The sequence below is a fragment of the Aquimarina agarilytica ZC1 genome (assembly GCF_000255455.1).
In the GTDB taxonomy this organism is placed as follows: Bacteria; Bacteroidota; Bacteroidia; order Flavobacteriales; family Flavobacteriaceae; genus Aquimarina; species Aquimarina agarilytica.
On sequence record NZ_JH621253.1, the window covers coordinates 112,594 to 126,766 of the forward strand.

General features: G+C 33.8%; 9 protein-coding genes. 2 read left to right on the forward strand and 7 right to left on the reverse strand.

Annotation, left to right across the window (positions count from 1 at the left end; translation table 11 throughout):
* Nucleotides 1-11: 11 nt before the first annotated feature.
* Nucleotides 12-1,658, forward strand: a complete 1,647-nt coding sequence (locus KQA_RS0206325) for a solute:sodium symporter family transporter (protein WP_010179230.1) — start codon at nt 12-14, stop codon at nt 1,656-1,658.
* 90 nt (nt 1,659-1,748) lie between these two features.
* On the opposite strand, the gene KQA_RS0206330 is transcribed toward KQA_RS0206325, so the two are convergent.
* Complete coding sequence (locus KQA_RS0206330; protein ID WP_010179232.1) at nt 1,749-3,905, reverse strand: M14 family zinc carboxypeptidase; 2,157 nt, start codon at nt 3,903-3,905, stop codon at nt 1,749-1,751.
* A gap of 424 nt (nt 3,906-4,329) precedes the next feature.
* Between KQA_RS0206330 and KQA_RS0206335 the strand changes: the two genes are divergently transcribed.
* Nucleotides 4,330-5,370, forward strand: a complete 1,041-nt coding sequence (locus KQA_RS0206335) for a trypsin-like serine protease (protein ID WP_010179234.1) — start codon at nt 4,330-4,332, stop codon at nt 5,368-5,370.
* Nucleotides 5,371-5,451: 81 nt separating this feature from the next.
* Here KQA_RS0206335 and KQA_RS0206340 read toward each other — a convergent pair whose 3' ends face one another.
* From KQA_RS0206340 to KQA_RS0206365, 6 genes are all read right to left on the reverse strand, one after another.
* On the reverse strand, nt 5,452-7,254 hold the full coding sequence (locus KQA_RS0206340) for an acyl-CoA dehydrogenase family protein (protein ID WP_010179236.1): 1,803 nt from the start codon (nt 7,252-7,254) through the stop codon (nt 5,452-5,454).
* A 53-nt stretch (nt 7,255-7,307) separates the two neighbouring features.
* Nucleotides 7,308-7,661, reverse strand: coding sequence for a four helix bundle protein (locus tag KQA_RS0206345; RefSeq protein WP_010179239.1), 354 nt, complete (start codon nt 7,659-7,661; stop codon nt 7,308-7,310).
* A 48-nt stretch (nt 7,662-7,709) separates the two neighbouring features.
* Entirely contained in the window at nt 7,710-8,900 is a 1,191-nt protein-coding gene (locus tag KQA_RS0206350) for an acetyl-CoA C-acyltransferase (protein ID WP_010179241.1), read from the reverse strand.
* 105 nt (nt 8,901-9,005) lie between these two features.
* Complete coding sequence (locus KQA_RS0206355) at nt 9,006-11,411, reverse strand: 3-hydroxyacyl-CoA dehydrogenase/enoyl-CoA hydratase family protein (protein ID WP_010179243.1); 2,406 nt, start codon at nt 11,409-11,411, stop codon at nt 9,006-9,008.
* 116 nt (nt 11,412-11,527) lie between these two features.
* Entirely contained in the window at nt 11,528-11,968 is a 441-nt protein-coding gene (locus tag KQA_RS0206360; protein ID WP_010179245.1) for a MarR family winged helix-turn-helix transcriptional regulator, read from the reverse strand.
* A gap of 280 nt (nt 11,969-12,248) precedes the next feature.
* A complete protein-coding gene (locus KQA_RS0206365; protein WP_010179247.1) occupies nt 12,249-14,021 on the reverse strand; it encodes an AMP-dependent synthetase/ligase in 1,773 nt (590 codons plus the stop codon).
* Between the last annotated feature and the right edge of the window lie 152 nt (nt 14,022-14,173).

Sequence of the window (14,173 nt, forward strand, 5' to 3'; positions counted from 1 at the left end):
TAAGCACATTTATGGGACTCATTTCATTTATTGGATTTACACTTTTAGTAGCAATAGTAGCATGGTGGGCTACCCGAGGAACTGATGAAAAATCAGCCAAGGGATATTATTTAGGAGGCCGTAGTTTAGGAGCAATAACTATTGCAGGTTCGTTACTATTGACTAATCTTTCTGCAGAACAAATAGTGGGCTTAAATGGACAAGCTTTTACAGAGGGAGTATTAGTAATGGCGTGGGAAACCCTAGCAGCTATTGCTATGATTATTACAGCTGTTTTTCTGCTACCGAGTTATATGAAAGGCGGTATTACCACAATTCCGGAATATGTGGAGAATCGTTTTGATCACCAAACTAAAGCCATACTTACGGTATTATTTTTAAGTGGTTATGTTATTGTTATTATCCCATCAGTATTATATTCAGGATCATTAGCCTTTAGTACCATGTTCGATATTCCTGAAATGTTAGGAGTTTCACAAATAAATGCCATTCGCATTTGTTCATTAACTATTGGAGCTATTGGTATCGTTTATGCTATTTTTGGAGGATTAAAGGCAGTAGCAGTTTCCGATTTGATCAATGCAATAGGTTTGTTAATTGGCGGGATGTTAATTCCAGTTTTTGGATTATTATTAATAGGTGACGGCAGTATTGTTAATGGGATGGATATGCTATGGGAATCGAATCCCGAAAAATTTGTAGCCGCTGGAGCCGCAGATGCTTCAATTCCTTTTGGAACAATTTTTACAGGAATGATGTTAGTTCAAATGTTTTATTGGGGAACTAATCAAGCTATTTTACAACGAGTATTTGGCGCAAAAAGTTTAAAAGAAGGTCAAAAAGGGATGATTTTGGCAGCATTAATAAAATTTTTAATTCCAATAATCGTAGTCCTTCCAGGGATTATTGCATGGCATGTTTTTGATGGCGATTTAAGTAATCCCGATCAAGCTTATCCATCATTGGTTAAAAAAGTATTACCTGCGGGATTAGTTGGTTTTTATGCGGCAGTGTTATTTGGAGCTGTATTAAGTTCTTTTAACAGTTTATTAAATAGTAGTGCAACCTTGTTTGGTTTTGACTTGTATAAACAATACTTCAAAAAAGAAGCAACAGAACATCAAACGGTTAGAGCAGGGAAAATGTTTGGTCTAATTTTAGGAATAGTAGGTATGATGGTAGCTCCATTAATTGCAAATGCTCCTAAAGGTTTGTTTGCTTGGTTGCAAGAAGCAAATGGGTGTTATAGTATTCCAATATTAACAGTAGTAGTTATTGGATTTTTTACAAAAAGAGTTCCTGCCATTGCTGCCAAAGTGGGCGTTATTTCGGGAGTGGTTTTATATTCGATAAGTCAGTTTATAATAAAACCTAAAATGATAGCCAGTGCTCTTGAAAAAGCGAAAGCTTCGGGAATAACAGATACTTCATCATTAAGCTTAATAGAAGCAGATGCTTATCCACACTTTTTACATGTAATGGCAATTTTATTTGTATTGAATATTAGCATTATGCTAGTTATAGGAAAACTATATCCAATGGAAGAAGCCTATATTGGGCAAGAGACTAAAGAAGTTGATATTACTCCTTGGAAATATGCCTTACTTTCCGGTGGAATTATTACTGTTTTGGTACTGAGCACTTACCTAATTTTTTAATTCAGTTATGTAAAGCTATTGTAGCATTCTATAATTTAAAAAAAGGGCATTTAGAAATTACTACTAAATACCCATTATTAAAATTAGCAGTTAGTGTTTTAAAAATTTGATTTTTTTATTGGTTTCTCCATTAATAACGATTAAAAAATACAATTCAGGAGATAGGTTACTAACATCGATAGTTCCATTAGAATTTATAATGCCTGTCTGAACTTGTTTTCCTTGCGTGTCAAAAATTTCATAGTAAGTTAGTTTTGTTTTATCTTCTTTATTTAATTCAATAAATAAGATATCTTTTACAGGGTTTGGGAAAAAGTAAAAAACACTTGCTTCTTGATTAAAATTAGGAACACTTAAGGTATCATCTTTATTAGTTTTAAAAATTAAAGAGTCACTATAATTGGAACAGTTATTAGCTATTTGCACTTCGTATGTAGTGTTAGCTTCTAATTTATTAATAGTTGTAGTCGTTGTATTTGGTGTTTGTACCGTAATCCAGTTACTAGTTCCTTGTACTTTGTAGCGTAATTTATAGGCATCATTATCGGTGCTGTTCCATTCTAAAGTAGTAGTTGTATCTGTTATGCTTACAGTTTTTAAGGCTTTTGGGCTAGCACAAGCAGTTGTAGTATTGCCTTCAAAGCTTAGATTAACAGTTCTAGTATAATCCCATATTCCATTAGTTACTTTTATTTTTATTGGGATTATTTCATTTTTAGGGGTGTTTGCGTTTAATTCAAAACTAATGCTACCATTAGTTTTTTCGAACATTTTTAATGTATTAAAACTAACAGGTGTTCCTAAGGTTTTAACGTACGGGGAGTCAGATGTAAGGCTAACAGTCCAGTTTGCATTTTTTAAGCTAAAGCGCTCAATATCAAAATTAATAACTCCTGTGATATCTTTGGTAGTTTCATTTTGAGAAGTTACTTTAGCATATAGAGCAGCCATGCGTATTAGCTTAGCGTTTAAATAAAAAGATGCTTCACATAAAGGAATAATTCGGCTAGAGGCAGGCCAAAACCCATCATCTCTAGATCCAATTTCAGGCGTCATTGCTAAAATTTTTGGTTTCTCAGTTTCTTCTCCATACATCCAATCATCACTTGCGCCAAAATCAAATACTCCAAGTGTTTGGTGGGGCGTTCCGTATGTATACTTGTTTTCCGCAGTCATGTATTTTGCCATGGTTACAAATATATCATTGTCTGGAGTGAAACTATTTGGAGCATAGCCCCAAGGGTGAATTAACAAATTACTAAATGAATGGTAATTTAAGGCTACAGAAAATTTACGCGAGTTTACAAACTTTTTAATAGCAGTGGTTTCTGGTTCCGAAAAAGCTTTAGTTCCTCTATAGGCTTGCGAATTGGTATTTAAAGGATTATTTGGTTCCCATAAATAGCCATAATTTCTATTTAAATCAACGTCAAAAGTACCATTACCGTTATCACGTCTGTTTTTTCGCCAAAAACCGCCGCCGTTTGGGTTAGTAGATTCATTATGCACATATCCATCGGGGTTTATAACAGGAACAAAATACAAAGCAGTATTATTGACTAATGTTTTAATTTCATCATCAGTTTCATAATTTTCTAATAAATGCCACATGTAAAAAATCATTTGAGACAATCCAATAGGTTCTCTAGCATGGTGTATTGCAGTAAATAATACTTCTTCTTCATTAGCCTCTTCTACAGTAGGGTTATCACTAATTTTTACCATATATATCGGTCTATTTTCGATAGAGTTCCCCAATGAAGATTTTAGGGTAATTAGGTTTGGATATTTTTGCTGCATTTGATCTAAAATAGCTAAAGCCTCATCAAGTGTAAAAAAGCCTCCCATACTTCCAAGTTCAAAATTATTAGGAGTTTTAATACTTTTATAATTACTTTGTTTTACTATTTTTTTGGATGATTTTCTTAAGGCTTTTCTATCCGTTCGTTTATTTCTTTTAGGAAGTCTTTTTCCTAAATTTCTAATTTTTATTTTAAGTTTTACATTATTCGCTTTAAGTAAATCGAGATCACTTTTTGAAATTTCAGCAGTAATTATTCCATTTTCAGAATGAAAATGATCTATTTCTAAGCCTTTTTGCTTAAGTTTTTTTACTTGCTCTGTTGTTAATTGAGCTTCTATTCGATAAAATTTTTCGATGTTTTTATGTTGCGCTTTAGAGGCAATGGAAACAATTAAAAAAATCCAAAAGACTATTGGTTTTATGTATAAGTTTAATGATTTCATAGAGATAATGATTTGTGAGTTTTGTGAGTTATTGATTTGTGTTTTGTATATTAATAACCATCATTTTGGTAACAGTTATCGTTTTATCGTATAACATGCTTAAAAAAAAGTTATTGTGTTTTTGTAAGAATTAATGGGTATCACAAAAAAAATGTATTTTTTTTCTTATCCCGTAATTTTAAAATGAAAAGCAGGTATAAATACCTAAAATACGGTTAAGCTTGATTATGTGTTTTTTTTCGTTTTAATAATGAAGTTTTTATCGTACGATTGTTATTGTTTATAGAATTTTTTCTAGGTACTAATTAGGCTTTTTGAGACGTTTACTACTGAATTAAACAAAAATTAATCCCACTTTTGGCTTAAGCTTTATAAAATTCCATAAAGATAAAGTGGGGAATAAACACAATTCAAAAACAACATTATGAAAGCAGGAAACTTTATTTCAGTAGGTTTATCCGTTACAATAGGTCTTTTAAGTACACTATCGGGAAATGCTCAAACACAAACCAAATTTAAAAATCAAACTTCAAAAAGAATAGTTAACGGAAGTGATGTATTCATAGAAGATCATCCATATCAAGTTGATCTAGGAGGTTGTGGAGGTGCTATTTTAGGTGCTAGATGGATAATAACCGCAGAACACTGTATTAAAGGAGATGGCTCGAATATCACAGTTAGAGCTGGTATAACCAAAAAGAGTGAGTTTTATACGGGGCAAACAGTAAAGGTGAAAAGAGCAATTTTAAACCCTAATTCCAATAGTGATATGGCGCTTTTGGAATTAGAAACTCCTTTAGATTTATCTGGCGATTTTGCTAAGGCTATTACTTATGCATCACCATTAGTTTTTAATGAAGGATTAGTTGCAAAAGATAAACTATGTACATCTACAGGTTGGGGAATGACAGACCCAAATATAAGTAATTCTTCACCAGATCACTTGCAAGGGGCTGTTTTAAAGTTTGGAAATGTAGCCTTATCTGATGATCGTATACGAGTGGAAGAATATCAAGAAAGAATGGCATGTAGAGGTGATAGTGGAGGGCCATTAGTTGTAGATTCTGTTGATAAATCTAAGTTTATATTAGTTGGAACTGTTAGTGGAGGTGAAGGTGACCCTTGTAGCGATTATGGTTTTTGGGGAAATGTAGCTAAAGCTTCGAGTTGGATTGAATCCCAAACAGGAATAAAGCCTTATAATGGAAATACAGTTTTAAGTAGTAATGATTATACAACAAAGGAAGGTGCTACATTTAATATTTGGCCTAATCCAGCAACAGGTGTTATAAATATTGATTCTGGGGAACCTATTAATGAGATAAAAATTTATTCTATTTTAGGTGAAGAAGTACTTAGTACAGAAGGATCAAATAAAATAGACATTAGTCAGTTGACTAGTGGAACTTATATCATTCAAGATACAGATTCATTAAAAAGTGGTTTGTTTATTATTGAAAAATAATTCGCTTGATATAAAAGGGTTAAAATAAAAATCGAGTAAGCGTAATGCTTACTCGATTAATAAACTAAATTTAAAAAAGTACTAAAAACAGTATTTATTTTCTGCAGTAACCTTATCGGCAATAATATTACGCAAGGCCACTACATTAGGCATATTTTGATATTTGGTAAAACGCTTTAATCCCATAAGCATCATACGTTGTTCATCGCCTTCAGCAAAACTAGCAATACCTTCTTTAGCTTTACTAGTAATGTCTTCAATGGCATTAAATAAATATAATTGAGTCATAGCAATTTGTGCTTTTTGAGACTCTTCACCAAAACGTTTTATATTTTTTTCAGTTCTTAAAATAGTAGATTCTGTCATGTATATTTCGATCAGAATATCACTTGCTGCTAAAAGTAATTGTTGATGTTCTTCTAATTGAGGGCCAAATTTTTGTACGGCACTACCAGCAACCATTAAGAATACCTTTTTAAGTTTAGCCAAAATAGCTTTTTCTTCAGAAAGTACTTCAGAATAATCAGGCGTGTCAAATGAAGGAATACCCGTTAATTCATCGGCTACTGCCATAGCAGGACCTAATAAATCTACATGTCCTTTCATTGCTTTTTTAACTAACATTCCTACACAAAGCATACGGTTAATTTCGTTAGTACCTTCGTAAATACGAGATATACGAGCATCTCTCCAAGCAGACTCCATTGGAGTATCGGCAGAGAACCCCATACCTCCATATATTTGAATTCCTTCGTCGGAACAGTTTTGAACATCTTCAGAAACAGCCACTTTTAGTATAGAACATTCTATAGCATATTCTTCAACGCCTTTTAATTCGGCTTCTTGATGCGAATTTCCAGAAGCTTCACGAATAGCTATACGATCTTCGATATTTTTGGCAGCACGGTATGATGCGGATTCACCAGCATAACAATTAGTAGCCATTTCAGCTATTTTTTTACGAATAGCACCAAATTGAACAATAGGTGTTTTAAACTGAATACGTTCGGCAGCATAATTTACACCACTAGTAATTACCCTACGTTGTGCATCTAAACAAGCAGCGGCTAATTTTATACGACCAACATTTAAGGCATTCATGGCAATTTTAAACCCATTCCCTCTTTCCGAAAGCATATTTTCGGCAGGGACCCTGGTATCACTAAAAAATACCTGTCGGGTAGAGGAAGAATGAATTCCTAATTTATGCTCTTCTTCACCCATGGTAATACCATTACTAGGATCATTTTCAACAATAAATCCAGTAATGTTTTTATCATCTTCAATACGTGCAAAAACTATGAATACATTACAAAATCCTGCGTTTGAAATCCACATTTTTTGTCCCGAGATACTATATGATTTTCCATCATCACTTAACACCGCTTTTGTTTTACCACTATTGGCATCAGATCCAGCACCTGGTTCGGTTAAACAATAAGCACCAAACCATTCACCAGTAGCTAGTTTTGGAACATATTTTTTACGTTGTTCTTCGGTTCCATATAAGGTAATTGGCATAGTACCAATACCTGTATGTGCACCAAAGGCAGTACCTATTGATCCTGTAGCTCCAGAGATATAATCACATACCAACATGGTAGAAACAAATCCCATTCCAAGACCATCATATTTTTCTGGTACAGCAACCCCTAAAAATCCAAGTTCTCCTGCTTTACGCATAACTTCTTCGGTAAGGGCATAGTCTTTCTTTTCAAAACGATCTTTATGCGGCCAGACTTCACGGTCAACAAATTCAGTAACCGCTTCTTTCATCATTTTTTGTTCCTCCGAAAAATCTTCAGGAGTAAACACATCTTCACATTTTGTTTCTTTAACAAGGAATTGTCCTCCTCGTAATATGTCTTTTTCTGTTGTTTCCATTTTATTTTAGATTTTAAAAAAAGAAGAGAGAAAATAGAGGATAGAAAATAGATTTATTTAAGTCTATTTTGAAAACCCATAGCCATTCGCTGGAATTCTTCTATTTTTTCTTCAAGTATTGTTAAATTTTCTTTGTTTATATATTTTCTATGCAACGCGATTAATAATTGAGTACTCAATTCAAAAGAAGAGCCTAACGAAATGTCTAAAAAATGGCTGAATGATTTGTCTGTTCTAGAAGATCCTTCAGCAATATTACTTGGTATGGAAATAGAGCACCTACTTATTTGTGAGCTTAAATCATATCTTTCGTGTTTTGGAAAATTTTGAATTAAGTCAGAAATACTATTTGCGATCTCCAAACTAAGTTGCCATATTTTTAGATTTTTATAATTATGTCTCTTCATTATGATTTTTAAAGTCTATTCTCTTTCTTCTATAGTCTTTTTTCTTAATTAAGAAAGAAACTCAAATATCCCACAAGCACCTTGTCCAGTACCTACGCACATGGTTACTGCACCGTATTTACCTTGCATGTTTTGTTTACGCATTTCATCAAATAACTGTACCGAAAGTTTTGCTCCTGTACAACCTAGCGGGTGACCCAATGCTATGGCTCCACCATTTACGTTTACAATGTCTTTATTAAGCCCAAGCTCTCTAACTACAGCTAAGGATTGCGAGGCAAAGGCTTCGTTTAACTCAATTAATGATAAATCATCTTGCTTTAAACCGGCTTGTTTTAATGCTTTTGGAATTGCTTTAACTGGTCCAATTCCCATAATTCGGGGTTCAACTCCTGCAGCTGCATAGTTCACTAAACGAGCTATTGGCTCTAGGTTAAGTTCCTTAACCATGTCCTCACTCATTACCATTACAAATGCAGCACCATCACTCATTTGTGATGAGTTACCAGCAGTAACACTTCCGCCTTGAGCAAAAACAGGACGCAATTTAGCCAGGACTTCCAGACTAGTTCCTTTACGGGGACCTTCGTCTTTAGTAACCGTATAGGATTTGGTAGCTTTTTTACCATTTTCATCTACATATACTTGTTCTACATTAATAGGTACAATTTGATCTTGAAAACGATTTTCGGCTTGCGCTTTTAAGGCTTTCATGTGTGAATTATAAGCAAACTCATCTTGATCCTCACGTGATACCTTGAATTGGTTAGCTACAGCTTCGGCCGTATTTCCCATTCCCCAGTAATAGTCCTCATGGCCTGATTGCGCAATATCGTAATTCAATTCGGGTTTATTTCCTGTCATAGGAACAGAACTCATACTTTCAGCTCCACCGGCAATAATACAATCGGCCATTCCGGCCTGAATTTTTGCAGTGGCAATACCAATAGTTTCAATCCCCGAAGAACAAAAACGATTCACCGTCACCCCAGGAACATCAATAATATCTAATCCCATTAAGGAGATTAATCTGGCCATGTTTAGTCCTTGAGAACCTTCGGGCATGGCATTACCAACAATTACGTCATCAATACGTTTTTTATCTAATTGAGGTAATTCTTTCATCATGTGTTGAATGGTTTCTGCGGCCAATTCATCACTTCGCTTAAATCGGAAAACGCCTTTTGGTGCTTTTCCAACCGCTGTTCTATATGCTTTTACTATATATGCTTGTTTCATTATATTTTGCTTTTGGCTGTTAGCAATTGGCAATTGGCTTTCAGCGCACTTAATTATTAAACTTTTTAGCCAATGGCTAATAGCTAAAGGCTTATAGCATGAGATTTAATTTCTCAATGGTTTACCTCGTTTTAACATGTGTTCGATGCGTTCTAATGTTTTACGTTCGGTACATAGACTTAAAAAGGCTTCACGTTCCAAATCCAGTAAATATTGCTCAGTGACTAAGGTTGGCTCAGATAAATCACCACCAGCCATTACATAGGCTAATTTGTTAGCGATTTTTTTATCGTGTTCACTAATATAATTACTAGCTTCCATAGAGTCTGTTCCCACTAAAAACATTCCCAAAGCTTGTTTTCCAAGTACTTTTACATCTTTTCGTTTTACGGGTTGCGTGTAACCTTGTTCTGCCATTAATTTAGCATAAGATTTTGCTACTCCAATTTGACGGTCTTTATTGACTACAACTATATCTTTTCCTTTTTGAAGAATTCCTGTATCGTATGCTTCATAAGCAGAAGTAGACACTTTAGCCATTCCAATAGTTAAAAAGTGTTCTTGCAAAACGTTTAATTCAACATCTCCTTTTTGGAAATTATCGCTTGCACGAAGTGCCATTTCCTTGGAACCTCCACCACCAGGAATGACACCAACACCAAATTCAACCAGACCAATATATGTTTCTGCAGCAGCAACAACTTTATCGGCATGTAATGAAAGTTCACAACCGCCACCTAAGGCCATTCCATGTGGCGCGGCAATAGTTGGAATAGAGGAGTAGCGCATACGCATCATGGTATCTTGGAAATATTTGACAGCCATATTAAGCTCATCATATTCTTGCTCTACAGCCATCATAAATATCATTCCGATATTGGCGCCAACTGAAAAGTTTGCCGCTTGATTTCCTACAACCAATCCTTGGTAATCTTTTTCGGCTAAATCGATAGCTTTATTTAAACCAGCCAAAACATCACCACCAATGGTATTCATTTTGGATTGGAATTCTACATTTAAAATACCGTCACCTATATCTTCAACAACAACACCAGAGTTTTTAAATACTTCATTTGATTTTCGGATGTTATCCAAAATAATAAATGAATCTTGCCCCGGTTTTTTTGATTGTGTTTTAGAAGAAATATCATAAAAATAAGTAGCGCCTTCTTTTACGCTGTAAAAGGTATCACTTCCGCTAGAAATCATATCAGTAACCCAATCTGCTACCTCTAAACCTTCTGCTTTTATAAATTCAATTCCTTTTTTTACACCTACAGCATCCCATATTTGAAAAGGACCGTGTTCCCATCCGAAACCAGCTTTCATGGCATCGTCAATTTTATACAGGGCATCAGTAATTTCGGGAATACGAAAAGAAACATATGAAAACAATGCAGCAAAGCTTTTACGATAAAATTCACCAGCTTTATCTTTACCACCTACTAAAACCTTAAAACGATCGACAACTTTGTCAATTGACTTTGTCATTTCAAGCGTAGGGAAGGAAGCGCGTTTTTTAGTTCTATAATCTAATGTATCTAAGTCAAGCGAAAGGATTTCAGTTTTTCCTTCGGCATTTTTAGTCTTTTTATAGAAACCTTGTCCTGTTTTACTTCCTAACCATTTATTTTCCATCATTTTTGTAATGAAATCAGGAAGCTTGAACAAGTCATGTTGCTCATCATTAGGGCAATTGTCAAAAATACCATTAGCCACATGTACTAAAGTATCTAAACCAACAACATCAACCGTACGGAAAGTAGCTGATTTTGGACGACCAATAACAGGTCCAGTTAGTTTATCTACCTCTTCAATAGTTAGGCCTAAATCTTTAACCGCATGAAATAAACTTTGTATACTAAAAATACCAATTCTATTTCCAATAAATGCAGGAGTATCTTTGGCAACTACGGAAGTTTTTCCTAAAAATTTATCCCCATATCCATTAAGGAAATCCAATACCGATTGATCTGTTTTAGGGCCAGGAATAATTTCGAATAATTTTAAGTAACGAGCAGGGTTAAAGAAGTGAGTTCCACAAAAATGTTTTTGAAAATCATCACTACGACCTTCGCTCATAAATTTAATAGGAATTCCGGAAGTATTACTTGTAATTAAAGTTCCCGGTTTTCGATGCGCGTCTAATTTTTCAAATACGGATTTTTTAATATCCAAACGTTCCACCACCACTTCAATAATCCAATCAACTTCGCTCACCTTAGCAATATCATCTTCTAAATTACCAGTAGTAATGCGTTTAGCTAAGCTTTGGTGGTATATTGGAGATGGTTTTGATTTTAGTGAAGTAGTTAAAGCAGTGTTTACTAATCTGTTTCGAACTACTTTATCTTCTAATGTTAGGCCTTTAGCTTTTTCCTTATCATTTAATTCTCTAGGAACAATGTCCAGTAATACTACTTCCACACCAATATTAGCAAAGTGGCAAGCAATACCGGAACCCATAATTCCCGAGCCAATGACGGCTATTTTGTTTATATTTCTTTTCATGTGTAACTAATTCTATTTTAAAGCGATTGTATTAGAAATCTGACTGTTTTTTTATTCAACTTATAGCATCCTAAAAATTTGACTAAGTGTTTCATGTAAATGATTTTAATTAGTGATTATTTTGAGTTATAAATTTTTTTGTTTGATATCAAGTCATTGATTGTATGGAATACTTCTACAAACGTGTCTAATTTATCGCTTGGAATGGCATCTTTAACTGCATTATCAAATTTAAAAACAACTTCTTTTGAAAATTCTCTCATTTCTAAACCAAAATCAGTTAAACCAATAAGTACACTACGGCCATCTTCGGGATTTTTTTTTCGGGTAATTAAACCTTTTTCTTCCATTGTTTTTAGCGTTCTAGAAAGACTGGTGGCTTCCATGCCCATTTTAGGGCCTAATGAAGTAGAAGGGGTTCCTTTTTCGGGATCAATACTCAACAAAGCAAAACCTGTTGACATGGTACTCCCTTTTTTTCCAGCTTCTTCATTATACATTTTTGCCACCGCCATCCATGTGGAGCGCAATAAATAATCTATAGTGAGTTCTCTCATTTATAATTGTATAGTTTATACTCTACGTCTGGTATTTAATTAAGGCAACCACAAGTACTAGAGTTTACGTAAATATAAAAAATTTTATTATGCGTGCATAATAAAATTAATTTTATTTGTGGAAGCCTCCATCAATTTAGTTAATAAATATGAAAACAAAAAAAAACTCTCCTATTTAAGGAGAGTTTGGTAATAATTTAAGACTTATATAACAGAATAAGTAATTAAAATCAATTATTATGGTTTAAACTGTTATTCTAAATACTTAGTATTGATTTTGTTAACCGTAAATTTCGGTGTATAAATCTTTATGTATTTCTTTAATGATCTTTCTTTTTAATTTAAAAGTAGGCGTTAGATGACCAGAATCTACACTCCATTCTACAGGTGTTAATTCAAAACGTTTTACTTGTTCCCATTTTCCAAATTTAGCATTGTATTGATCAACTTCTTCTTTAATTCGTTTAATAACATCAGCATTTTGACAAATTTCGGTAAACGAATTACCAATAGTTATGTTTTTAATTTCTGCCCAATCTTTTATGTAAGAAAAATTTGGTTGTATGAATGCCGCAGGCATTTTTTCACCTTCACCTATTACCATTAATTGTTCAATAAAAGGCGATTGTTTTATAGTATTTTCAACCACTTGAGGTGCTACATATTTACCACCAGAGGTTTTAAACATTTCTTTTTTACGATCTGTGATTTTTAAGAAGCCTTCACTGTCAATTTCACCTATATCACCCGTATGAAATTTTCCATTTTGTATCTCTTCTGCTGTTTTTTCAGGGTTTTTATAGTATCCCATCATTACACTGGCTCCTTCTACAAGTATTTCTCCATCTTCGGCTATAGTAACTGTAGTTTCATCAAGTACTTTTCCAACAGTACCTATTTTAAAACCATTGTTTCGGATATCATTTACCGAAATTACAGGAGAAGTTTCTGTAAGTCCATAACCTTCCATGACATTGATTCCTGCAGCATTAAATACACGGGCTAATCGTGATTGTAATGCGGCGCTACCCGAAGCTATAATTTTTAAATTTCCACCAAGGCCTTCTTGCCATTTGCTAAAAATGAGTTTACGTGCAATTCCTAATTTAAATTCATACCAGGCTCCATTTTGTCCGTAAGGTTCATAAATTAAGCCTAAATCAATTGCCCAAAAGAAGAGTTTCTTTTTAATACCAGTCAAAGCTGTTCCTTTTGCATATATTTTATCGTACACTTTTTCTAGCAAGCGCGGTACGGCAGTCATTACATCAGGCTTCACTTCTTTTAAATTATCACTAATAGCCTCAATGGATTCGGCAAAGTAAATAGAAATTGATCTGTACTGATATAAATAAAGTAACATGCGCTCATATACATGACATACAGGTAAAAAACTTAAGGCTTTTGCATTTCCTTCATCAATATCAAAACGTTTTGAGCTGTTGATGGCATTACGAACAATATTGCGATGACTAAGCATCACTCCTTTTGGTCTTCCGGTAGTGCCAGAGGTGTATATTAAGGTAGCTAAATCATTTTCGTTAATGGAATCCATTAAATTTTGGACTTCATTCTGGTTGCTATCATCCTTTCCAAGTTCTAAAACCTCACTCCAATTTGCGCAAGCATTAATCGTATCAAATGAATATACTCCTTTTATACTGGGAACTTGATCTTTAATATTCATTACCTTGGTATATACTTCATCATCGGAAACAAACACGTACGTTGATTCGGAATGATTAAGTACATATTGGTAATCTTCTTCAGAAATTGTAGGGTAGATGGGGACATCCTGAGCTCCAATTTGTAAAACACCAATATCAACAATATTCCACTCGGTCCTATTGTTTGTGGAAATAATAGCAATTTTATCATTAGGTTTTACGCCTAAACGTAATAAACCTCTACTAATTTGATTGGCTTTATTAATATAATCTTGTGTTGATGTTTCTTCCCAAACACCATTCACTTTAGTAACTAGTGCATTGGATAAATTTCCTTTATCTAGCTGATAGTATGGAAAGTCGAATAGTCTTTTAATTTCTGTCATAGTAGTTATATGCTATATCTTAGGTGTTTATTATTAAATATAATTAAAAAGGAGCTAAAAACAGAGCTCCTTTTGGCAAAATAGTTAATTTTTTATGATTTTTTTGATTTATGGATTTAGTTTTATTTAAATGAAAGCTATTAAGTGAGCTT

What these genes read in the sequence shown, in the direction of transcription:
- KQA_RS0206365 (WP_010179247.1), bottom strand. Translation starts at nt 14,021, where the DNA reads ATGACAGAAATTAAAAGACTATTCGACTTTCCATACTATCAGCTAGAT.
- KQA_RS0206360 (WP_010179245.1), bottom strand. Translation starts at nt 11,968, where the DNA reads ATGAGAGAACTCACTATAGATTATTTATTGCGCTCCACATGGATGGCG.
- KQA_RS0206325 (WP_010179230.1), top strand. Translation starts at nt 12, where the DNA reads ATGGGACTCATTTCATTTATTGGATTTACACTTTTAGTAGCAATAGTA.
- KQA_RS0206345 (WP_010179239.1), bottom strand. Translation starts at nt 7,661, where the DNA reads ATGAAGAGACATAATTATAAAAATCTAAAAATATGGCAACTTAGTTTG.
- KQA_RS0206330 (WP_010179232.1), bottom strand. Translation starts at nt 3,905, where the DNA reads ATGAAATCATTAAACTTATACATAAAACCAATAGTCTTTTGGATTTTT.
- KQA_RS0206355 (WP_010179243.1), bottom strand. Translation starts at nt 11,411, where the DNA reads ATGAAAAGAAATATAAACAAAATAGCCGTCATTGGCTCGGGAATTATG.
- KQA_RS0206340 (WP_010179236.1), bottom strand. Translation starts at nt 7,254, where the DNA reads ATGGAAACAACAGAAAAAGACATATTACGAGGAGGACAATTCCTTGTT.
- KQA_RS0206350 (WP_010179241.1), bottom strand. Translation starts at nt 8,900, where the DNA reads ATGAAACAAGCATATATAGTAAAAGCATATAGAACAGCGGTTGGAAAA.
- KQA_RS0206335 (WP_010179234.1), top strand. Translation starts at nt 4,330, where the DNA reads ATGAAAGCAGGAAACTTTATTTCAGTAGGTTTATCCGTTACAATAGGT.